Source organism: Streptomyces sp. NBC_00328, from assembly GCF_036139655.1.
Classification (GTDB): domain Bacteria; phylum Actinomycetota; class Actinomycetes; order Streptomycetales; family Streptomycetaceae; genus Streptomyces.
Genome location: NZ_CP108013.1, coordinates 6,981,005 through 7,002,375, shown reverse-complemented (window position 1 = coordinate 7,002,375; position 21,371 = coordinate 6,981,005). Strand labels below are relative to the sequence as shown.

The 21,371-nt window shown below is 72.4% G+C and carries 14 protein-coding genes; 3 read left to right on the top strand and 11 right to left on the bottom strand.

Annotated features, from left to right (window positions below):
- The first annotated feature begins 78 nt into the window (after positions 1-78).
- Positions 79-636, top strand: coding sequence for a hypothetical protein (locus OG485_RS30830; protein WP_328671868.1), 558 nt, complete (start codon positions 79-81; stop codon positions 634-636).
- 64 nt (positions 637-700) lie between these two features.
- Here the strand turns inward: OG485_RS30830 and OG485_RS30825 are convergent, their stop codons facing one another.
- From OG485_RS30825 to rpsO, 5 genes are all read right to left on the bottom strand, one after another.
- Positions 701-1,153, bottom strand: coding sequence for a hypothetical protein (locus OG485_RS30825; protein WP_328447417.1), 453 nt, complete (start codon positions 1,151-1,153; stop codon positions 701-703).
- 31 nt (positions 1,154-1,184) lie between these two features.
- On the bottom strand, positions 1,185-1,937 hold the full coding sequence (gene dapB, locus OG485_RS30820; protein WP_328671867.1) for a 4-hydroxy-tetrahydrodipicolinate reductase: 753 nt from the start codon (positions 1,935-1,937) through the stop codon (positions 1,185-1,187).
- Positions 1,938-1,975: 38 nt separating this feature from the next.
- On the bottom strand, positions 1,976-3,355 hold the full coding sequence (locus OG485_RS30815; RefSeq protein WP_328671866.1) for a M16 family metallopeptidase: 1,380 nt from the start codon (positions 3,353-3,355) through the stop codon (positions 1,976-1,978).
- Positions 3,352-5,568, bottom strand: a complete 2,217-nt coding sequence (locus OG485_RS30810; RefSeq protein ID WP_328671865.1) for a polyribonucleotide nucleotidyltransferase — start codon at positions 5,566-5,568, stop codon at positions 3,352-3,354. The genes OG485_RS30815 and OG485_RS30810 overlap by 4 nt, the downstream gene beginning before the upstream one ends.
- Positions 5,569-5,931: 363 nt before the next feature.
- Positions 5,932-6,222, bottom strand: a complete 291-nt coding sequence (gene rpsO, locus OG485_RS30805) for a 30S ribosomal protein S15 (protein WP_081219736.1) — start codon at positions 6,220-6,222, stop codon at positions 5,932-5,934.
- A 262-nt stretch (positions 6,223-6,484) separates the two neighbouring features.
- Between rpsO and OG485_RS30800 the strand changes: the two genes are divergently transcribed.
- Both OG485_RS30800 and OG485_RS30795 read left to right on the top strand, forming a co-directional pair.
- Positions 6,485-6,781 (top strand): DUF397 domain-containing protein, encoded by a 297-nt coding sequence (locus tag OG485_RS30800; RefSeq protein WP_328671864.1) that lies wholly within the window; start codon positions 6,485-6,487, stop codon positions 6,779-6,781.
- A gap of 441 nt (positions 6,782-7,222) precedes the next feature.
- A complete protein-coding gene (locus tag OG485_RS30795; RefSeq protein WP_328671863.1) occupies positions 7,223-10,750 on the top strand; it encodes an SCO5717 family growth-regulating ATPase in 3,528 nt (1,175 codons plus the stop codon).
- Between the two features lie 137 nt (positions 10,751-10,887).
- Here the strand turns inward: OG485_RS30795 and OG485_RS30790 are convergent, their stop codons facing one another.
- From OG485_RS30790 to infB, 6 genes are all read right to left on the bottom strand, one after another.
- Complete coding sequence (locus OG485_RS30790) at positions 10,888-11,841, bottom strand: bifunctional riboflavin kinase/FAD synthetase (RefSeq protein WP_328671862.1); 954 nt, start codon at positions 11,839-11,841, stop codon at positions 10,888-10,890.
- Positions 11,842-12,072: 231 nt separating this feature from the next.
- Complete coding sequence (locus OG485_RS30785; RefSeq protein WP_328671861.1) at positions 12,073-15,888, bottom strand: serine protease; 3,816 nt, start codon at positions 15,886-15,888, stop codon at positions 12,073-12,075.
- Positions 15,889-16,154: 266 nt separating this feature from the next.
- Positions 16,155-17,060, bottom strand: a complete 906-nt coding sequence (truB, locus tag OG485_RS30780) for a tRNA pseudouridine(55) synthase TruB (protein ID WP_328671860.1) — start codon at positions 17,058-17,060, stop codon at positions 16,155-16,157.
- Positions 17,057-17,530: a 30S ribosome-binding factor RbfA gene (gene rbfA, locus OG485_RS30775; RefSeq protein WP_328671859.1), complete on the bottom strand. Its 474-nt coding sequence runs from the start codon at positions 17,528-17,530 to the stop codon at positions 17,057-17,059. Before rbfA ends, truB begins: the two co-directional genes overlap by 4 nt.
- A gap of 43 nt (positions 17,531-17,573) precedes the next feature.
- The gene (locus OG485_RS30770) at positions 17,574-17,867 is read right to left on the bottom strand and encodes a DUF503 domain-containing protein (RefSeq protein ID WP_326785157.1); all 294 of its coding nucleotides are present in this window, start codon (positions 17,865-17,867) and stop codon (positions 17,574-17,576) included.
- 268 nt (positions 17,868-18,135) lie between these two features.
- Positions 18,136-21,312, bottom strand: a complete 3,177-nt coding sequence (gene infB / locus OG485_RS30765) for a translation initiation factor IF-2 (protein WP_328671858.1) — start codon at positions 21,310-21,312, stop codon at positions 18,136-18,138.
- Positions 21,313-21,371: the final 59 nt, after the last annotated feature.

The following is a 21,371-nucleotide window of genomic DNA, read 5'->3' as shown; positions in this document are numbered from 1 at the left end:
CCCCGAGGGTGGTGAGCCGGTAACCGGCTCGATAACCTCACCGGGCACAGCCCATCGTGGAGCGAGTGAGGATCAGTCGTGCCCCTGCCCTTTCTGACGGAGGACCGCGCCTTTGACGAGGCGGCGGAGGATGTCGCGCTGCCCTTCGACGACCGCGACCGCTGGCGGCGCCCCTACCGACCCGGCCCCTGGCGGGTGGGCGCGGCCGCGCTCGTCCTGCTGCTCGCCTCGTACGTGCTCGTCGCGGGCGTCATCATCGCCGTCGCCGGGACGCTGCCAGGCGCAGCCGCCTGCATGGCCGGCGCGACGGCCGTCATCCTGTGCGCGCTGCGGCTGCTGCGCATGGGGGTGTGGGTGAGCGCCCGAGGGCTGCGCCGGGTGGGCTTCTTCGTCACGCGGACGACTCCGTGGGATCAGATCGTTGCGGTGCGCACGGTGCAGCAGCCGGTGCGCTGGCTGGGGCTGCCCCGTACGGTCCAGGGCCAGGCACTGACGCTGGTGAGCGCGGACCGCGCGCCCGGGGACGTGCCGCCGCTGATGACCACGCACAACGCCGACTTCCTGGCGCGCACCGAGGCCTTCGACCGGGCGGCGGACGTCATAGAGGTGTGGGCCGACGAGTACCGCCGGGCCTGAGACATCACGGCTAAGGGGCCGGTCCGCACTCTGTGCGGACCGGCCCCTTAGCCGTACGGCTAGGTCAGGCTTCCAGGGTCCTGCCCTCATGGAGGGCGATGGCCCGTTGCATGGCCTTGCGGGCGCGCGGGGTGTCCCGGGCGTCGTGGTAGGCGACGGCGAGGCGGAACCAGCTCCGCCAGTCGTCCGGGGCGTCCTCGGTCTCGGCCTTGCGGCGGGCGAAGACCTCGTCGGCCGAGTCACGGTCGATACGTCCGCCCTCGGTGCGCCGCAGTTCGTCGACGGGCAGTCCGCCCTCGGCGTCGAGCACGGCGGAGAGCCGGTTGGCCTTCCGGACGAACTGGGTGTTCTGCCAGAGGAACCAGATGCCGATGACCGGCAGGATGAGCACCGCGACCCCGAAGGTGACGGTGATCAGGGTGCCGTTCTGGATGAGCAGCACGCCCCGGCTGCCGACCAGGACGAAATAGACGACCAGGACGGCGGCCGTGACGGCATAGGTGATCTTCGCGCGCATGTCTGCCGGCTAACTGTCGTACGTCCCCGGCTCAGCCGAGGTCGAGGAAGTGTTCCAGGCCGAAGGTGAGGCCCGGGGTGGTCACCACGCGGCGGGCGCCGAGCAGGATGCCCGGCATGAAGCTGCTGTGGTGGAGGGAGTCGTGGCGGATGGTCAGGGTCTCGCCCTCGCCGCCCAGCAGGACCTCCTGGTGGGCCAGGAGGCCGCGCAGCCGGACCGCGTGCACCGGGACGCCGTCGACGTCGGCGCCGCGGGCACCGTCCAGGGCGGTCACCGTGGCGTCGGGCTGCGGTGCGCTGCCCGCGCGCTCCCGGGCCGCCGCGATGAGCTGAGCGGTGCGCGTGGCGGTACCGCTGGGGGCGTCCACCTTGTTCGGGTGGTGCAGCTCGACGACCTCGACGGACTCGAAGTAGGGCGCGGCGACCTCGGCGAACTTCATCGTCAGGACGGCCCCGATGGAGAAGTTGGGCGCGATGAGTACGCCCGTCTCCGGGGACGCGGCCAGCGACGTGCCGAGCTGCGCGAGACGCTCCTCGGTCCAGCCGGTCGTGCCGACCACGGCGTGGATGCCGTGCCGGACGCAGAAGTCGAGGTTGCCCATCACCGAGGCCGGGGTGGTCAGCTCGACCACGACCTGGGTGCCGGCCTCGACCAGCGTCTCCAGCTTGTCGCCACGGCCCAGTGCGGCCACCAGCTCCATGTCCTCGGCGGCCTCGACGGCTCGTACCGCCTCGGCTCCGATCCGGCCCTTGGCACCGAGGACCGCCACGCGCAGCTTGCTCATTGCTTCGTTCCTTACCGAGACGGGATTCGAGACGGGATCTACGCGACCGCGTCGTGCAGTCGGGACGCCTGCTTGTCCTTGACCGGGCCGATGACCGCCAGCGAGGGCCGCTGTCCGAGGACGTCCCGGGCGATGGAGCGGACCTCGTCCGGGGTGACCGACGCTATCCGGGCCAGCATGTCGTCGACCGACATCTGCTCGCCCCAGCACAGCTCACTCTTGCCGATCCGGTTCATCAGCGCGCCGGTGTCCTCCAGGCCGAGGACCGTGGAGCCCTGGAGCTGGCCGATGGCGCGGCCGATCTCGTCGTCCGAGAGGCCGTGTTCGGCGACCTGGTCCAGTTCGTCGCGGCAGAGCTTGAGGACGTCGTGGACCTGGCTCGGGCGGCAGCCCGCGTAGACGCCGAAGAGGCCGCAGTCGGCGAAGCCCGAGGTGTACGAGTACACGCTGTAGGCCAGGCCGCGCTTCTCGCGGACCTCCTGGAACAGGCGCGAGGACATGCCTCCGCCCAGGGCGGTGTTCAGGACGCCCAGCGCCCAGCGGCGCTCGTCGGTGCGGGCCAGGCCCGGCATGCCGAGGACGACGTGGGCCTGCTCGGTCTTGCGGCCGAGGAGTTCGACGCGTCCGGCGGTGCGGATGCTGCGGCTGCCGTCGCGCGGGGCGATGGGAGCCGCCTCGGCGTTCTTGAAGGCGCCGGCCTTCTCGAAGGCGGCGCGGACCTGGCGTACGACCTGGTTGTGGTCGACGTTGCCCGCGCAGGCCACGACGAGGTGCGTCGGGTCGTAGTGCTTCTTGTAGAAGCGGCGGATGCGGTCCGCGGTCAGGGCGTTGACCGTGTCGACGGTACCGAGGACCGGGCGGCCGAGGGGGGTGTCGCCGAGCATGGTGTGCGCGAACAGGTCGTGCACGCAGTCGCCCGGGTCGTCCTCGGTCATCGCGATCTCTTCGAGGATCGCGCCGCGCTCGACGTTGACGTCGTCCTCGCGGATGAGCGAGCCGGTCAGCATGTCGCAGACGACGTCGATGGCCAACGGCAGGTCGGTGTCGAGCACGCGCGCGTAGTAGCACGTGTACTCCTTGGCCGTGAACGCGTTCATCTCGCCGCCGACCGCGTCGATCGCCGAGGAGATGTCCAGGGCGGACCTGCGGCTGGTGCCCTTGAAGAGCAGGTGCTCCAGGTAGTGCGTGGCGCCGTTCAGGGTCGGCGTCTCGTCACGGGAGCCCACGTGCGCCCAGATGCCGAACGTGGCGGAGCGCACGGAGGGGAGCGTCTCGGTGACGATGCGCAGGCCGCCGGGCAGGGTGGTCTTGCGGACCGTGCCGATGCCGTTCGCGCCCTTGATGAGGGTTTGGGTACGGGCGACGGCCCGCGCCTCCGAAGAGGTGCGGGCCGTCGTCGTGGAGCTACTCGACGTCACTGGTCGGTGTCGTCCTTCTTGTCATCGTCGCTTTCGCCCTCGACCACGGGGATCAGGGAGAGCTTGCCACGGGAGTCGATCTCGGCGATCTCGACCTGGACCTTGGAGCCCACGGCCAGGACGTCCTCGACGTTCTCCACGCGCTTGCCGCCGGCGAGCTTGCGGATCTGCGAGATGTGCAGCAGTCCGTCCTTGCCCGGGAGCAGCGACACGAACGCACCGAAGGTCGTCGTCTTCACGACGGTGCCCAGGTAGCGCTCGCCGACCTCCGGCATGGTCGGGTTGGCGATCGCGTTGATCGTGGCGCGCGCGGCCTCGGCCTGCGAGCCCTGCTGGGCACCGATGTAGATGGTGCCGTCGTCCTCGATCGTGATGTCGGCGCCGGTGTCCTCCTGGATCTGGTTGATCATCTTGCCCTTGGGGCCGATGACCTCACCGATCTTGTCCACGGGGATCTTGACGGTGATGATCCGCGGGGCGTTCGGGGACATCTCGTCCGGCGTGTCGATCGCTTCCATCATCACGTCGAGGATGTGGAGGCGGGCGTCGCGGGCCTGCTTGAGGGCCGCGGCCAGGACGGAGGCGGGGATGCCGTCCAGCTTGGTGTCGAGCTGGAGGGCGGTCACGAACTCCTTGGTGCCGGCGACCTTGAAGTCCATGTCACCGAAGGCGTCCTCCGCACCGAGGATGTCGGTGAGGGCGACGTAGTGCGTCTGGCCGTCGATCTCCTGGGAGATCAGGCCCATGGCGATACCCGCGACGGCGGCCTTCAGCGGCACACCGGCGTTGAGCAGCGACATGGTCGAGGCGCAGACCGAGCCCATGGACGTCGAGCCGTTGGAGCCGAGGGCCTCGGACACCTGACGGATCGCGTAGGGGAACTCCTCGCGGGTCGGCAGGACCGGCACGATCGCGCGCTCGGCGAGCGCGCCGTGGCCGATCTCGCGGCGCTTCGGGGAGCCGACGCGGCCCGTCTCGCCGACGGAGTACGGCGGGAAGTTGTAGTTGTGCATGTAGCGCTTGCGGGTCACCGGGGAGAGGGTGTCCAGCTGCTGCTCCATGCGGAGCATGTTGAGGGTGGTGACGCCCAGGATCTGGGTCTCGCCACGCTCGAACAGCGCCGAGCCGTGCACGCGCGGGATGGCCTCGACCTCGGCGGCGAGCGTACGGATGTCCGTGACGCCGCGGCCGTCGATGCGGACCTTGTCCTTGATGACGCGCTCGCGGACCAGCTTCTTGGTCAGCGAGCGGTACGCGGCGGAGATCTCCTTCTCGCGACCCTCGAACTGCGGGAGCAGCTTCTCGGCGGCGATCTCCTTGACGCGGTCCAGCTCGGCCTCGCGGTCCTGCTTGCCGGCGATGGTGAGCGCCTGGGCGAGCTCGCTCTTGACCGCGGCGGTGAGGGCCTCGAAGACGTCGTCCTGGTAGTCCAGGAAGATCGGGAACTCGCCGGTCGGCTTGGCGGCCTTGGCGGCGAGGTCCGACTGCGCCTTGCACAGGACCTTGATGAAGGGCTTCGCGGCGTCGAGGCCGGCGGCCACGACCTCCTCGGTCGGCGCCTCGGCGCCACCCTGGACCAGCGTGATCGTCTTCTCGGTGGCCTCGGCCTCGACCATCATGATCGCGACGTCGCCGTCCTCCAGGACGCGACCGGCCACGACCATGTCGAAGACGGCGTCCTCGAGCTCGGTGTGCGTCGGGAACGCGACCCACTGGCCGTTGATCAGCGCGACGCGGACGCCGCCGACCGGGCCGGAGAAGGGCAGACCGGCCAGCTGCGTGGACGCGGAGGCGGCGTTGATCGCCACGACGTCGTACAGGTGGTCGGGGTTGAGGGCCATGATCGTCGCGACGACCTGGATCTCGTTGCGAAGGCCCTTCTTGAAGGACGGACGCAGCGGGCGGTCGATCAGGCGACAGGTGAGGATCGCGTCCTCGGAGGGACGGCCCTCACGGCGGAAGAAGCTGCCGGGGATCTTGCCGGCGGCGTACATCCGCTCCTCGACGTCCACCGTCAGGGGGAAGAAGTCGAGCTGGTCCTTGGGCTTCTTGGAAGCGGTGGTGGCCGACAGCACCATGGTGTCGTCGTCCAGGTACGCGACGGCGGAGCCGGCGGCCTGCCTGGCCAGCCTGCCCGTCTCGAAGCGGATGGTGCGGGTGCCGAAGGAACCGTTGTCGATAACGGCCTCGGCGTAGTGGGTCTCGTTCTCCACTAGCGTTTTCTCCTCGTCTTCGTCCCGTCCTGCCCGTGTGGCAGGGGGACGGTGGCGGAGAAGCGCTCCTTCTCGTGCGGGCCGGTCTTCGATCGAAGCACCCGGGGCTCTGTCGCCCGGGGGCCACTACCGAGGACCGGCGGCGATGAGGCGCGCTTCTCCTCGTTCGTTGTCGTGAGATGCCCTACCCGGCGGGTACGGGCGTCGTCACGCTGTGTTCGTCCGTGCTGTTTCCTGCGTATTGCGTTGTGCTACCACACTACAAAGCGTCGGTGACACTCCGCACGTAGAGAGCACCTGAGGCAGCACATACAGCAAAAGGAGCGGCCCCCAAGAAGTGGGAACCGCTCCCTTCACGGCGTCTTACTTGGCGCCGCCGGCCGCACCACGGCGGATGCCCAGGCGGTCGACCAGCGCACGGAAGCGCTGGATGTCCTTCTTGGCCAGGTACTGAAGCAGGCGGCGACGCTGGCCGACCAGGATCAGAAGACCACGGCGGGAGTGGTGGTCGTGCTTGTGGGTCTTGAGGTGCTCGGTCAGGTCCGAGATCCGGCGCGAAAGCATGGCGACCTGGACCTCGGGGGAGCCGGTGTCGCCCTCCTTCTGACCGAACTCGCTGATGAGCTGCTTCTTCGTAGCGGCGTCGAGCGGCACGCTTACTCCTTGTAGTCTCGTGTCTGCCACCGAGTGCCCCTGGTCGAATTCTCAGGGGAGCTTCCGTGACTCGGAAGGCGGGATCCGCTGGGCGCGGCCTCCAGAGCAGCGCTCCGGGGGTGCGTACACAAACGGCCGTTACACAGGGTACCAGCCTGGGCGGATACGTCTGTCCGGGTCCACGAACCTTCCCGGACGGCGCGGACCGGGCCACTAGGGTGACGGCAGAGGTCATTCGTACGTGGGGAAGGGGCCGGCGAACATGGCCGAGGAGACCGAGAACGACGCCAAGGCGCGCAAGGAGCGGGAGAAGGACGAGCTCTACGCGCTCGACATCTCGGGTGTCGCGTGGGAGAGCGCGCCGGGCACCGAGGAGCACGAGGAACGGGTCGAGATCGCGTATCTGCCCGGGGGCGCGGTGGCCATGCGGTCGTCGCTCGACCCGGGGACGGTCCTCCGGTACACGGAGGCGGAGTGGCGGGCCTTCGTGCTGGGTGCGCGGGACGGCGAGTTCGACCTGGAGCCGGCTCCGCACGCGGGTGGTCTGCCCACGGAGTAGCGGACCGTCGGGAACTCAGGGGCCGGTGCGGAGACATGCCGCGGCGGCCCTTTCGCCTGTCCGCCCGGCGGCGCGTCCGCGGGAGGCGCGTGAACACCGAGTGAGCACCCGGGCGGCAAGTGACCGTCCGGGTGCCGTCGTTTGTCCGCTTTCGGGGTCAATAGTGAGCGTACGTACGCCACTTCTGGGCAGGGTGTGCCGTAACGGGTCGCAGCGGTGCGGTGGACGGGCCTGCCCCACGAACAGTCATGGTGATTAGGCTGGGACGGGGCGCGACGCCTGAACCCGTGGACGGGGGGCTCGCGTTATCCGGGGGGCCGGTCAATTCGGGCGGTCTCGTACGCACTTCGGGCGGCCTCGGTCGTCCGTGAACGTCAGCGGACGACAAGCAGACGGTCGGCCCGCACGGCTTGAGGGTGCTCGACCACACCAGGAGGAATTGTGAACAGCGATCGGGACGGGATCCGCGGGGGCTGGGCGACGCCCGGCGATGACCAGTCCGACGCCGAGTCCGCCGTCGAGACGACGGGCGAGTTCACCATCGACTACGCGCCGCCCGCCTGGTACACGCAGAACGCCTCGGACGGTTCCGGGGATTCGGGGGGCACGGGCGACGCGGGGGACTCGGAAGGTCCGGAGGGCTCGGAGGAATCCGACGGCCCGAAGGAGTCCGGGGACGTGAGGGAGTCCGAGGAGCGGCAGGAGTCGCGGGAGCCGGAGGATTCGGCACCTGCGGGTGACGCGACGGCCTCGGGCGGACCGTCCGCCGCTCCGGTGACGGTGACCGGCCCGGCGCCCGTCGACGGCTCCGAGGCCGTCCTGCCGCCCGTCGTACAGCCTCACGCCGGACAGCCCGACGTCGCACCCCACTTCGTACAGCCCGACGTCGTAAAGCCTGACGTCGTGCAGCCCCACGCGCCCGTGGCCGCTCCGCCCGCCGCCTCCGACGCCGCTCCCGGCGTACAGGATTCCGGGAGCGGGGATCTCGACAGCGGGGCGACCATGCGGTTCTCCGCTGTCGCACTGAAGCGTGAGATCGCGGAACGGACGGCTTCCGAGGACGCCGGGACCGAGGACGCTCCGGCCACGGACGCTCAGGCCGAGGCCGGCACCGCCGAGGGTGAAGGTGACGACCGGGGTGACGACGGCACGGTGCGGGGCGAGGACGAAGCCGAGGCCCCGGGCGCGGCCTTGACCGTGGTCCGGCCGGATCACCACGTGGGCCCGTCCGGACAGCCGGTGCCCGCCCCGCCCGTCGCCGCTCCCCAGCCCGTCATCGACCCCGTGCTCGCCTATCAGTCGCTGGAGGCGGCCTCCCAGTCCCAGCGCGCGAGCGCGGCCGACGCACCGGTGGCGGACCGGGCGGCCGCGGCCGACGCCGTCGCCGCTTCCGGCGCCGAGTCCGCCGAGGAAGCGGGCGCCGCCTCGGCCGGGACCGACGCCGAAGCCCGGGGCGGGGCCGCCGACGCCGTGCCCCCGGGATCGTCGGACGACGAGACCGGTACGGACGCCGCTGCCCCCCGGGTCGGCGACTTCGAGCTCCAGGACGCCTCGTCCCAGGACAGCGAGCCCCAGGACGCGGTGCCCGTGGTCCGGCCGGAGGAGCCCGAGAGGGTGCAGGACACGCCTCCCGCCTGGGCTCCGCCGCCGCTGCCGCAGGGTGGGCTGCCGCCGTTGCCGCCCGCCTACCAGCCCGCGGCCCCCGCACCGGCTCCGCACTGGCCCGCCTCCACGGAGCCCGCGCCGGCCGCGCAGGGCCAGGTGCCGTACCAGGCGCCGCTGCCGCAGCAGGCGCCCGTGGCCCCGGCCCCGGGCCAGCCCTTCCAGCCGCCCGCCTCGGTACCGGCTCCCGCCCCCGGCCAGCTCTTCCAGCCCCCGGCACCGCAGCAGCCCGTACCGTCGGCGTGGTCCTCGCCCGGCGCTCCCGGTCCTGCGGGTTCGCCTCAGGCGCCCGCGCCGGTACCGCCGGCGGAATACGAGAACGCCGTGCCTGCTCCCCCGCAGGCCGCCCATCCCTCGCCCTCGGCAGCACCCGCTCCCGGGGCCCCGGCCGCGCCTCAGCAGGGGAGCTACGGCTTCCCCCAGTCCGGCACCCCGGACCCGGCCTCCGCCCCGCAGGGCAGCTACGGCTTCCCCCAGTCCGGGCCGCCCGCTCCGGCGGCCCCGCCGGCCCAGGCACCGGGCTACGGATTCCCGCAGCCCGCCCCGGCCCCGGAGCAGCAGGCCCCCGGCCGGCCCGCCCCCGCGCCGGGCTACGGATTCCCCCAGCCGAACACCGCGCCCCAGGACCAGCAGCCGGCCCACCCCGCCGCCCCGCAAGTCCCCGGCTACGGGTTCCCGCAGCAGAACGCCCCGGAGCAGCAGGCCCCCGGCTACGGCTTCCCTCAGCCCGCCCCGGCCCAGGCCCCGGAGCAGCAGGCCCCCGGCCAACCCGCCCCGGTCGCCCCGCCCGTGTCGGATGCCGTGCCGCCGCACGCTCCGGCTCCCGCTCCTCAGCAGGGCTACGGATTCCCGCAGTCGGCGGCCGGCTCACCCGCGCCGCAGCCGGGCTACGACCTCGCGCAGCCGCAGGCTCCGCACCAGCCGGGCCCGCCGCCCGTGCAGCAGCAGCCCGCCGCGCCGACCGCCCCGGTCGACCCGCGGACCGGTACCGCCTGGCCGCAGCCCGTGCGGCACGATCAGCGGCAGCCGACCAACCCCGGCGCGGCCCCGCTCGGTTACACCGCGGCGGTGGAGCTGTCCTCCGACCGGCTGCTCAACAACAAGAGGCAGAAGGTCAAGAGCGGCCGGCCGACCGCCGCGTCGTCGCGTTTCAAGCTGGGCGGGAAGAAGGAAGAGGCCGAGCGGCAGCGGAAGCTGGAGCTGATCCGGACCCCGGTGCTCTCCTGCTACCGGATCGCCGTCATCAGTCTCAAGGGCGGTGTCGGCAAGACGACCACGACCACCGCGCTCGGCTCCACGCTCGCCACCGAGCGCCAGGACAAGATCCTCGCCATCGACGCCAACCCGGACGCCGGCACGCTCGGCCGCCGGGTACGCCGCGAGACCGGCGCCACCATTCGTGACCTCGTGCAGGCGATCCCGTACATCAACTCGTACATGGACATCCGGCGGTTCACCTCCCAGGCGCCCTCCGGGCTGGAGATCATCGCCAACGACGTCGACCCGGCCGTGTCCACGGCCTTCAACGACGAGGACTACCGGCGCGCGATCGACGTCCTGGGCAAGCAGTACCCGATCATCCTGACCGACTCCGGAACGGGTCTGCTGTACAGCGCCATGCGCGGGGTGCTCGATCTCGCCGACCAGCTCATCATCATCTCGACGCCGTCCGTGGACGGGGCGAGCAGCGCCAGCACGACGCTGGACTGGCTCTCGGCGCACGGGTACGCGGACCTCGTCTCGCGGTCGATCACGGTCATCTCCGGCGTGCGCGAGACCGGCAAGATGATCAAGGTGGACGACATCGTCAGCCACTTCGAGACGCGCTGCCGCGGTGTCGTGGTCGTGCCGTTCGACGAGCACCTGTCCGCCGGCGCCGAGGTCGACCTCGACATGATGCGGCCCAAGGTGCGCGAGGCGTACTTCAACCTCTCCGCGATGGTCGCCGAGGACATCGCGCGGCACCAGCAGTCGCACGGACTGTGGACGAACGACGGCAACCCGCCGCCGGTGGCCGCCCCGCCGATGCCGGGTCAGTACGTCCCCGGGCAGCAGGCTCCCGGACAGTACGTTCCCGGGCAGCAGGTTCCGGGTCGGTCCGCGCCTGGGCAGGCTCCGCAGCAGCCCCAACAGCCGTACGCCCAGCCGGGACAGCCCTACCCGCAGCAGCCCGGTCAGCCGTATCCGCAGGCGCCGGGGCAGGGATACCCGCAACCGCCGCAGCCCGGGCAGCAGTTCCAGCCCGGACAGGTCTACCCGCCCAACCCGGGGCAGAACCCGCCGCCTCAGGCACCCCCGCAGCAGTAGCGTCCGGCCGGCTCCTCCGAGGGGCCGGCCACGGCGAAGACCCGCACCGTCCATGGACGGTGCGGGTCTTCGCGTACGTAAGGGAGCGGGTCCGGGGAAGGACCGGTCAGGAACAGAAGGACGGCCGGGAGGAGGGGCTACTCCCCGTCGTACGCCTCGATCAGTTCCCGCGAGCGCTTCACGTCGTCGGTGATGGCCACCAGCAGCGCCTCGATGGAGTCGAACCTGGCCTGGCCGCGGACGAACGCGAGGAAGTCGACGGCGACGTGCAGGCCGTAGAGGTCGAGACCGACACGGTCGATGGCGTACGCCTCCACCGTGCGCTCGGTGCCGTCGAACTGCGGGTTCGTGCCCACGGAGATCGCGGCGGGCATCGCCTCGCCCTGCGCGTGCAGCCAGCCGGCGTAGACGCCGTCGGCGGGGATCGCGGTGTGCGGGAGGGTCTCGACGTTCGCCGTGGGGAAGCCGAGCTCGCGGCCGCGCTGGGCGCCTCGGACGACGACGCCCTCGACGCGGTGCGGCCGGCCGAGGATCTCGCGCGCGCCCTCGACATCGCCCTCGCCGACGAGGCGCCGCGTAAGGGTCGAGGAGAACGGCTCGCCGCCGCCCGCCTCACCGGACACGAAGAGGTCGACGACCTCGACCTCGAAGTCGTACGTCTCCCCCTGCTCGCGCAGGAAGCCGACGTTGCCCGCGGCCTTGTGACCGAAACGGAAGTTGGGGCCCTCGACGACCGCCTTAGCGTGCAGTTTGTCGACCAGCACCTTGACCACGAAGTCGGCGGGCGACAGCTTCGAGAACTCGGTGGTGAACGGCAGGATGAGCAGGGCGTCGACGCCCAGTTCGGCCATCAGTTCGGCGCGGCGGTGATGCGGGGCGAGCAGGGGCGGGTGGCTGCCGGGGCGGACGACCTCGCTGGGGTGCGGGTCGAAGGTGACCACGACGGAGGGGACGCCCAGAGCACGTGCGCGGTCCACGGCATGCCGGATGATCAGCTGGTGTCCGCGGTGCACCCCGTCGTAGGAACCGATGGTGACGACGCTGCGCCCCCAGTCCTCGGGGATGTCCTCCAAGCCACGCCAGCGCTGCACTGTGACCGCTCCTTGTCGAACCCGTGTCCATGATTGCCTTATTCGCAGCTCTAAGGGTGCCATGCCGTGCGCTCTCGGCTTGCATCGGCATCAGGCTGTGACCGATCGCTCAGCGCCGCGGGGTGCGGTGCCGAGTCCGACGAGGTGCGGCCGCCGGGCCCGGTGGGGGGTTTCGGCCCGGCGCGCGGCGATGGGCCCGGTGCGGTGCGGAGTCCGGTGCGTGGGCGTGGTTCAGGCGGGCGCCCTTGCCCCGGCCAGGTTCTCGATCAGGTGGCGGGTCCCGGGGCCGACCACGCCGTACCACTCCTCGGGAGCGCCGGTCACCCAGCGGGCCACCAGGGCGGCGAAGCCCGGAACGCGCCGGGCCAGGTCGGCCAGGCCCCGGTCGAAGACGGTGGCCCCGGCCGGGGTGCGGACGAGGAGGAGGCCGACGCGGTGCACCAGCTCACGGGTGGGTTCCTCGCCCCCGCGGTCGAGGCCGTCGGCGGCGGTCCTCAGCACGGTGCCGAGAACGGCCGGATCTCGCTCGTGCGCCAGCAGCAGATCGAGCAGTTCGCGCCGCAGCGGGGCCGACGCCTGGTCTCCCGGCGACGCGAGGACCTGGGCGAGCGCGCTCCGCACCGGCGGGCCGCACGTCTCCAGCAGTCCGCTGACCAGGGGGAACAGTGCCCCTTGGGGAGCACTTCCGTGGTGGATGCGCCGGTCCACGTCCGCGGCCACGTAGGCCGCGGCCGCGGGGCACAGCTCCACGGTCTCGCGCACCAGGGCGGCGACCGGGCGGGCCAGCGCGGGGGTGGTGACGTCGGCGAGGGCGCGCAGCAGCTCGCCCGTGTCGGGGCCGAGCCGCCGCAGCCGTTCGCGGAACGCGGCGAGCACGGGTTCCGGGTCGGTGGCGAGCGCCGCGGCCGGCGCGCTCGGCGGCAGCCGTGGGTCACCGGCCGCGAAGCGTTCCAGAGCCTGCGGAAGGCAACGGGCACGCGCGAGCGGATCCTGTACGAGGATGCCGAGCGCCCCGCCGTGCAGGGTGCGGTCGGCGGGACGGGCGAGCAGGGTGAGTGCGGCGTGGCGCAGCAGCTCGCGGTCGGCCGGTGTGGCCGCGAACGGTGCCGCGCGCAGCCCGAGGGTGAGGGCCGCCGCACGCCGCTCGGGCCGTTCGTCGCGCGCCCACCGGTCGACCGCCCGGCACACGGCCGACGGCTCCTCCTCGGCCAGCACGGCCAGCAGTTCGTCGCCCCGTGGATGGGCGCCGGCCATGAGTGCCTCGGTCAGGTCGTCCGGGGCGCGCCGCCGGTGCGCGTACAGCAGTGCCTGCGCGGCCGTCGCCACGGTCGCGTTCGGTGTCGCGGGCAGGGGCCGCTCGTCGTCGAACCAGCGGGTGAGGTGGCGGTGCACGGCGACGGGGTCGGCGGCGAGGAGCCGGGAGACGGTGTCGAGATGGCGCGGGGCGGCGGGGGCCTCGCCCGGGTGCGGGGGCTCGGTGGCCGGGGCCCGGCGGGGGTCGGCGGCCACCAGGCGCCTGAGCAGGTCGAAGCGTTCCGTGTCCGGGACGGGCAGCGCCACCCAGAAGGCCGGGCCGAACGCGGCCGGTACGGCGCTGCCCTGCCGCCGCCACGCCACGATCCGCTCGGCGAGGAGCCGCAGCGCGCCGAGGTACGGGGTCGCGTCGGGCACGCGGAGCAGGACGGTCGCGCAGAGGCGGGTCGCCCACCAGAGGGGGTCGCCGTGCCGGGCGGTGAGCCGGTCCGGCGCTTCGGGCAGCAGGTCGTCGACCGCGTGGACGAGGTCCTCGAGGTGGCGTGTCAGTTCGGCGGTGGCCTGTTGACGGGCCAGCAGGAGCAGGGTCTCGACGACGGGGCCGATCCGGTGGCCGGGGACGGGAAGGGTGCTTGTTCCGTCGGCGGGGGTCCTGGGGTCACGGGCCCCGGCGTCGGGAGAGGCGGACCGGGCACGGCGGGCGTGCCGGCGGCCGGACACCGTGGTCTCCGTACGGCCGGGGTCGATGCCGGTGTCCGTGCCGGTTCCGGTGTCGCGCCTGCGGTGGACCAGGCTGTCCAGCGCGGCGTCCAGGTCGAGGTGGGTGCCCTGGATCCAGTCGGCGAGCTCCTCGTCGGCGAAGCGGTAGCCGTCGCCGGCGGGGACGAGGAGTCCTTCGGTGAGGACGGCGGACGCCCAGCCGGTGATGCCCGCGAGAGGTCCCCGGGCGGGGCCCCAGGGGAAGACGCTCTCGAAGGAGGCCCGGTCCAGTTGCCCCTGTCCGGGGCCCAGACAGCGCCGGGCGGCCTCGTGCACCTGGCCGGAGACACGGGCTGCGAGCCGGCGGACGGCGGCGCCGCGCAGTCCGTTCGCCGCGGCGAGCCGGACCGCGACGCGCAGGCACATCAGGTCGAGGTGAGCGGCGAACACGTCGTCGCGGTCGAGCTGTCGGGCCGGCAGGTCCACGGGCGCGGCCCGCACCTCGGAGAGCAGGCGCAGCACCAGCGGACGACGGGCGTCGGCCGGCACGAGGACACCTTCCGGAATCCCGGCACGCGCCCGCGCCAGCCGCCCTTCCTCCTCGGTCAGATCACCGAGCAGCACACACGCGGGCGGAGTCCCGCCGGCGTCCGGCGACGCGGGTCCGTCCGGGGCCGGCGTCCGTGGGCCGTCCGGGTCCGGTGCCGGGCGGTGCAGCAGGGCCGCGGGAAATTCCGCCCCGGCCCGTTCCCAGTACTCCGCGCGGCAGGCGACCACGAGTCGGGTGCCGGTCCGGGTCAGCCAGTCCGCCGTCGCCTCGGTCCAGGCGGGGAGGCGGTGGGCGAGTTCGGGGGGCATCTCCTCGGGGCCGTCGAGGAGGAACAGCAGCGGCCGGCCCGCGGCGTGTGCGGGCCCGGCCAGGCGGTCCGGGGCGATGTCGCCGAGTTCGCCGCCGTATCCCTCGGGAGGCAGCACGCTCGTGTCGGCCGGGGCCCGCCGCGCGGCCGCCGTCCCGGTCCCTCCGGGGTTCCGCCGCGACGCGGCCACGATCCGTCCGGCGCGCTCCAGGGCACGCGTCGCCGCGTCGGCCACCGAAGTGTCGTCGGCGCGCAGATCGGCGCCGCGCAGCCAGAGGGTGGGAGCCGGTTCGGGACCCCGGAGGCGGCGGGCGGCGAGGGCGGCCAGTTCCGTCGTACGACCGCTGCCGGGCGGGCCGACGAGCCCGAGGACGACGGCCGGGCCGCTCTCGAAGGCCGCGAACTCCCTGCCGACGTCGGCCCGTTCGACGATTCCGGGCTGCGCGCCCACGGCTCCGGACGGGACCGGCGGGCGGGGCCCGTCCGAGCCCACCGAGGTCGCGGTGAGCTCCAGCGCGCCCGCGAGGTTCAGATCGGCGCCGTACGCGGGCACGGTGGCCGCGTTACGGGCCAGCAGTTCGGCGAGCGGCCCCGCGCCGCGCCGCAGGGGAACGGCGAGTCCGGGCGCCCGATGGCCCGCCGGGGTCTGCCCGGGCGCGGTGCCGTCCGGGGTGCGGGCGCGCAGGGCGGTGCCGACGACGGCCACCACGGCGCCGGTGCGGGCGTCGAGGACCGGCCCCCCGGTCGCCCCGCCGCCCGGCCTGAGCGCGTCCGCGCCCGCCGTGCCGATCGCCAACTCCAGTGCGCCGTGCAGGAGATGGGCGTCGCCGAGGGCCGGGTACGCCACAGGGGCGGAGCCCAGCACGCGCGCCTCGCGCCAGCCGCCCGCGGCGATCCTGACGTACGTGCCGGTCGCGACGCGGTCCCGCACGGTGACGGGGAGCGGGCCGAGGCCGAGACCTTCGGTGCGTACGAGGGCCAGACCGAGGCCGGGCAGCGGTGTGACGGCCTCGGCGCCCAGCACGCAGGTGCGGTCGCCGGGGGCGTGCAGGACGAGCCGGGCCAGTCCGTCGACGGCCTCGTGGCTGGTGATCACGGTGCCGTGGTGGTCGGCCGCGAATCCCGTGCCGCGTGGGCGGCCGGCCAGGTCGCAGACGCGTACGAGGGCGTCGTCCCCCGTCTGTCCGGCATCGTCCGCCGCCTCATCGTTCCCGGTCCGCGGGCCTCGCCCCGCCATACTCGAACCTCCCCGCCGCGCTCCTGCTCCGACGGTAGGGGCGAGGTGATCAGCGGGACAGATCGCGTGGCGAACGCGCCCCCCTCTACTCCCCCGGTTCACTCCGAGCGCCCGCCCGATGGGGTGAATACGGCAGATCGGATGGATACACCCTTGGTGGGGGAACCGAGGGGGGACCGTGGAGCGGCGGGCACGAAACCCCGTGGCCGCCGCTCCACGGGCAGAAGTGTCCGCCCGGCCGCGCGCCCGGCAGGGGCGCACGGTCCTCAGGCGAAGACGGCCAGGCTCTTGGCCTTGCCCTTCTGTTCCTCGACCAGCGCGAGAAACCGGCCCTCGGGGTCGAAGACCGCCACGGTGCCCTTGCCCGCGTACTCGTCGGGCATCTCGAGCCGGACGCCGTTGAGCAGCAGCCGGGCCCGCTTGGAGTCCACGTCCCAGCGCGGGAACGCGGCCGCGGCCGCGTCCGCGAGCGGCATCACCGTCAGCTCCTCCTGGAGCTGGTCGAGGGTGCGCGCGGAGTCCAGCTTGTACGGGCCGACGCGGGTGCGGCGCAGGGCGGTGAGGTGACCGCCGACGCCCAGGTCCGCGCCGAGGTCGCGGGCGATCGCCCGGATGTACGTCCCGGACGAGCAGACGACGGAGACGACCAGGTCGAGCACCGGGGTGCCGTTCTCGGCGACCGCGTCACGGATGTCGTACACCGCGAAGGACGAGATGGTCACCGGGCGGGCCGGGATCTCGAACTCCTCGCCCTCGCGTGCCCTCTTGTACGAGCGCACGCCGTCGATCTTGATGGCGCTGACCTTGGACGGCACCTGCATGATGGCGCCGGTCAGCTTGGCCACCCCGGCGTCGATCGCGTCGCGCTTCACACCGGAGGCGTCCGTCGAGGAGGTGAGCTCGCCCTCGGCGTCGTCGGTCAGCGTGTTCTGGCCGAGCCGGATCGTGCCGAGGTACTCCTTCTCGGTGAGCGCGAGGTGCCCGAGGAGCTTGGTGGCCTTCTCGACACCGAGGACGAGAACGCCCGTCGCCATGGGGTCGAGGGTGCCCGCGTGGCCGACCCGGCGGGTTCTGGCGATGCCGCGCATCTTGGCGACCACGTCGTGCGAGGTGAAGCCCGACGGCTTGTCGACGATGACAAGCCCGTCGGGCGTTTTGGTCTTCTGCGTCATCGAGCCGAGTCGTCCTCGTCCTCGTCGTCCTCGTCGTCCTCGTCGTCCTCGCCCGGCTTCTTGTACGGGTCCGCGTCACCCGCGAAGGACGCGCCGGCCGAGACCTCGCGCACCTTCTCGTCCGAGGCCCGTGCCTTGTCGAGCAGGTCCTCGATGGTCTTGGCGGTGTCCGGCAGGGCGTCCGCGACGAACGTCAGCGTCGGCGTGAACTTCACGCCCGCCGCCGCGCCGACGGCCGAGCGGAGCACGCCCTTGGCGCTCTCCAGGCCCGCGGCCGCCTCGGCACGCTGCTCGTCGTCCCCGTACACCGTGTAGAAGACGGTGGCCTCCCGGAGGTCCCCGGTGACCCGGGTGTCCGTGATGGTGACGTGAGTGCCGAGCCGCGGGTCCTTGATCCCGCGCTGCAGCTTCTTGGCCACCACCTCTCGGATGAGGTCCGCCAGCCTCTTCGCCCGCGCGTTGTCGGCCACTGGTCCGTCTCCTTCTTCGCCTTGCGTGTTGCGTCGGTCTTCGTCAGTCTTCGTCGGTGTGGAGTCTGCGTCGTACCGACAGCAGTTCCACCTCCGGTCGCGCCGCGACCAGTCGTTCGCACCGGTCCAGTACGTCCGTCAGGTGCTTGGTGTCCCCGGAGACCACCGCCAGGCCGATCTCGGCCCTGCGGTGAAGGTCCTGGTTGCCCGTCTCGGCGGCACTCACCGCGTACTTCCGCTGGAGTTCGGCGACGATCGGCCGGACGAGAGAGCGTTTCTCCTTGAGCGAGTGGACGTCGCCGAGGAGCAGATCGAAGGACAGCGTCCCCACATACATGTGTAACCGGATGTCCCGCCGGTACGGGGTAGACGGCCTGCCAATGCACTTGGCAGGGACATCAGAACCGTACAACGAACCGTCGGCTCGCTCGACGGGGTTTCCGGGCCCGGACCGTACACCGGACGGGTGACCCTGCACGGTGACCGGCCGGGGCCGGTCACGCGATTCCCCGCGCCCCGGGAAGGGACGCGGGGAATCGCGTGATCTCGCAAAAGCCAGGCTGGCCGGCGGTGACTGCTCACCGCCGGCCAGCCTGGAAACCGCTTTACGAGCGCGGCTTCTCGCGCATCTCGTACGTCGCGATGACGTCGTCGACCTTGATGTCGTTGAAGTTGCCGAGGTTGATACCGCCCTCGAACCCTTCGCGGATCTCGGTGACGTCGTCCTTGAAGCGACGCAGCCCGGAGATGTTGAGGCTCTCCGCGATGACCTTGCCGTCGCGGATGAGGCGCGCCTTGGTGTTGCGCTTGACCTCGCCCGAGCGGACCAGGACACCGGCGATGTTGCCCAGCTTGGACGACTTGAAGACCTCGCGGATCTCCGCCGTGCCGAGCTCGACCTCCTCGTACTCCGGCTTCAGCATGCCCTTCAGGGCCGCCTCGATCTCCTCGATGGCCTGGTAGATCACCGAGTAGTACCGGACGTCGACGCCCTCGCGCTCCGCCATCTGCGCCGCGCGGCCCGCAGCGCGGACGTTGAAGCCGATGACGATGGCGTCGGAGCCGGTCGCCAGGTTGATGTCGGACTCGGTGACCGCACCCACACCGCGGTGCAGGACACGGATGTCGACCTCTTCGCCGACGTCGAGCTGGAGCAGCGAGGACTCGAGAGCCTCCACCGAACCGGACGCGTCGCCCTTGATGATGAGGTTGAGTTCCTGCACCAGACCGGCCTTGAGGGCCTCGTCCAGGTTCTCCAGGGAGAACCGGACACCCCGGCGGGCGAAGTTGGCGTTGCGCTCACGCGCCGCGCGCTTCTCGGCGATCTGACGCGCCGTGCGGTCCTCGTCGACGACGAGGAAGTTGTCGCCGGCGCCCGGGACGTTGGTGAGACCCAGGACCAGGACGGGGGTCGACGGACCCGCTTCCTCGACGTTGTTGCCGTTGTCGTCGAGCATCGCCCGGACACGGCCGTACGCGTCGCCGACCACCATGGTGTCGCCGATGCGCAGCGTGCCGCGCTGGACCAGGACCGTCGAAACGGCACCGCGGCCGCGGTCGAGGTGGGACTCGATCGCAATACCCTGCGCGTCCTGCTCCGGGTTGGCCCGCAGGTCGAGCGAGGCGTCCGCGGTCAGGACCACGGCCTCCAGGAGAGCCTCGATGTTGAGGCCCTGCTTGGCGGAGATGTCGACGAACATGGTGTCGCCGCCGTACTCCTCGGCCACCAGACCGAACTCGGTGAGCTGACCGCGCACCTTGGTCGGGTCGGCACCCTCGACGTCGATCTTGTTGACCGCGACCACGATCGGCACGTCGGCCGCCTTGGCGTGGTTCAGCGCCTCGATCGTCTGAGGCATCACACCGTCGTTGGCCGCCACCACGAGGATCGCGATGTCGGTCGACTTGGCACCACGGGCACGCATGGCGGTGAACGCCTCGTGACCCGGGGTGTCGATGAAGGTGATCTTGCGCTCTTCACCGTTGACCTCGGTGGCCACCTGGTACGCACCGATGTGCTGCGTGATACCGCCGGCCTCGCCCGCGACGACGTTCGTCTTGCGGATGGTGTCGAGAAGGCGGGTCTTACCGTGGTCGACGTGACCCATGACGGTCACGACCGGCGGACGGACCACGAGGTCGTCCTCGTCGCCCTCGTCCTCGCCGAACTCGATGTCGAAGGACTCGAGCAGCTCGCGGTCCTCCTCCTCGGGGCTGACGATCTCGAGGATGTAGTTCATCTCATCCGCGAGGAGCTTCAGCGTCTCGTCGGAGACGGACTGCGTGGCAGTGACCATCTCGCCGAGGTTCATCATCACGGCGACGAGCGAGGCCGGGTTGGCGCCGATCTTCTCCGCGAAGTCGGTGAGGGAGGCACCGCGCGACAGGCGGACGGACTGTCCGTTGCCGCGAGGCAGCATCACGCCGCCGACGGACGGGGCCTGCATGGCCTCGTACTCCTGGCGCCTCTGCCGCTTCGACTTGCGACCACGACGCGCCGGACCGCCGGGACGGCCGAACGCACCCTGCGTGCCACCACGGGCACCGGGACCACCCGGACGACCGCCGAAGCCGGGACGACCGCCGCCACCGCCACCGGGACCACCGGGACGACCGGCGAAGCCGCCGCCACCGCCACCGGGACCACCGGGACGACCGGCGAAGCCGCCGCCACCGCCACCGGGACCGGCCGGACGACCGGCGAAGCCGCCGCCCGGACGACCGCCGCCGCCACCGGGACCACCGGGACGACCGCCACCGGCACCGGGACCACGGCCACCGGGGCCGCCGCCGGGACGCGGGCTGCCCGCGGCAGGACGCTGAGGCATCATGCCGGGGTTCGGGCGGTTACCGCCCGGACCGCCGCCGGGACGCGGAGCCTGCGGACGGGGCATGCCGCCCGGAGTGGGACGGGCACCGCCCGGACCGCCCTGCGGACGCGGAGCGCCGCCGGGACCGCCCTGGGGACGGGGAGCACGGTCCTGGCCGCCCGCGCCCTGCGGACGCGGACCACCGGGGGCACCGGCGCCGCCGTGTCCGCCGGGGCCGGGACGCGCACCACCCGGACGGGGCGTCTGCGGACGCGCCATGCCGGTGGAGCCACCAGAGGTGAACGGGTTGTTGCCCGGACGGGGACCGGCCGGACGGGCACCCGGACGCGGAGCCTGGCCGCCGGGACGCGGGGCGCCCTGACGGTCGCCGCGCTCGGGACGGTCGCCACGCTCGGGACGGTCGCCACGACCCTGACCACCCTGACCGGGACCACCGGCCGGACGGGCACCGGGACGCGGAGCCTGGCCGGCGGGACGCGGGGCGCCCGGACGGGGAGCACCCGCGGCGGGAGCCGAGGGGGTCGACGGCGCGACCGGCGCCGACGGGGGTGCCGTGAACTCGGCCGCGACCGGGGCCGGAGCCGCCGGAGCGGGCTTCGGGGCCGGCTTGGGACCGGGAGTCGGGCGCGGGCCCGCTGCGGCCGGGGTGACCGGAGCAGCCGCGGGCGTCTCGGCCGCGGCCGGCTTCGGGGCCGGCGGGCGCGGGGCGGCCGGACGGGCAGCCTGCGCCGGAGAGGGGGCTCCCGGCTTGGCCGGGGAAGCCTTGCGCGGGGCGGGCTTGCCGCCACCGTTGCCCTGCTGGAGGGCATCTGTCAGTTTACGTACGACGGGCGCCTCGATCGTCGAGGACGCCGAACGGACGAATTCACCGAGTTCTTGGAGCTTGGCCATGACGACCTTGCTCTCTACGCCGAACTCCTTGGCGAGTTCGTATACCCGGACCTTAGCCACTTCGCTCCTTTTAGGTCCGGGTCTGCGTCCGGACCGTCGCTACTTCATGGGCGTACTCA

What these genes read in the sequence shown, in the direction of transcription:
- OG485_RS30825 (WP_328447417.1), bottom strand. Translation starts at nt 1,153, where the DNA reads ATGCGCGCGAAGATCACCTATGCCGTCACGGCCGCCGTCCTGGTCGTC.
- dapB (WP_328671867.1), bottom strand. Translation starts at nt 1,937, where the DNA reads ATGAGCAAGCTGCGCGTGGCGGTCCTCGGTGCCAAGGGCCGGATCGGA.
- OG485_RS30800 (WP_328671864.1), top strand. Translation starts at nt 6,485, where the DNA reads ATGGCCGAGGAGACCGAGAACGACGCCAAGGCGCGCAAGGAGCGGGAG.
- OG485_RS30785 (WP_328671861.1), bottom strand. Translation starts at nt 15,888, where the DNA reads ATGGCGGGGCGAGGCCCGCGGACCGGGAACGATGAGGCGGCGGACGAT.
- truB (WP_328671860.1), bottom strand. Translation starts at nt 17,060, where the DNA reads ATGACGCAGAAGACCAAAACGCCCGACGGGCTTGTCATCGTCGACAAG.
- OG485_RS30770 (WP_326785157.1), bottom strand. Translation starts at nt 17,867, where the DNA reads ATGTATGTGGGGACGCTGTCCTTCGATCTGCTCCTCGGCGACGTCCAC.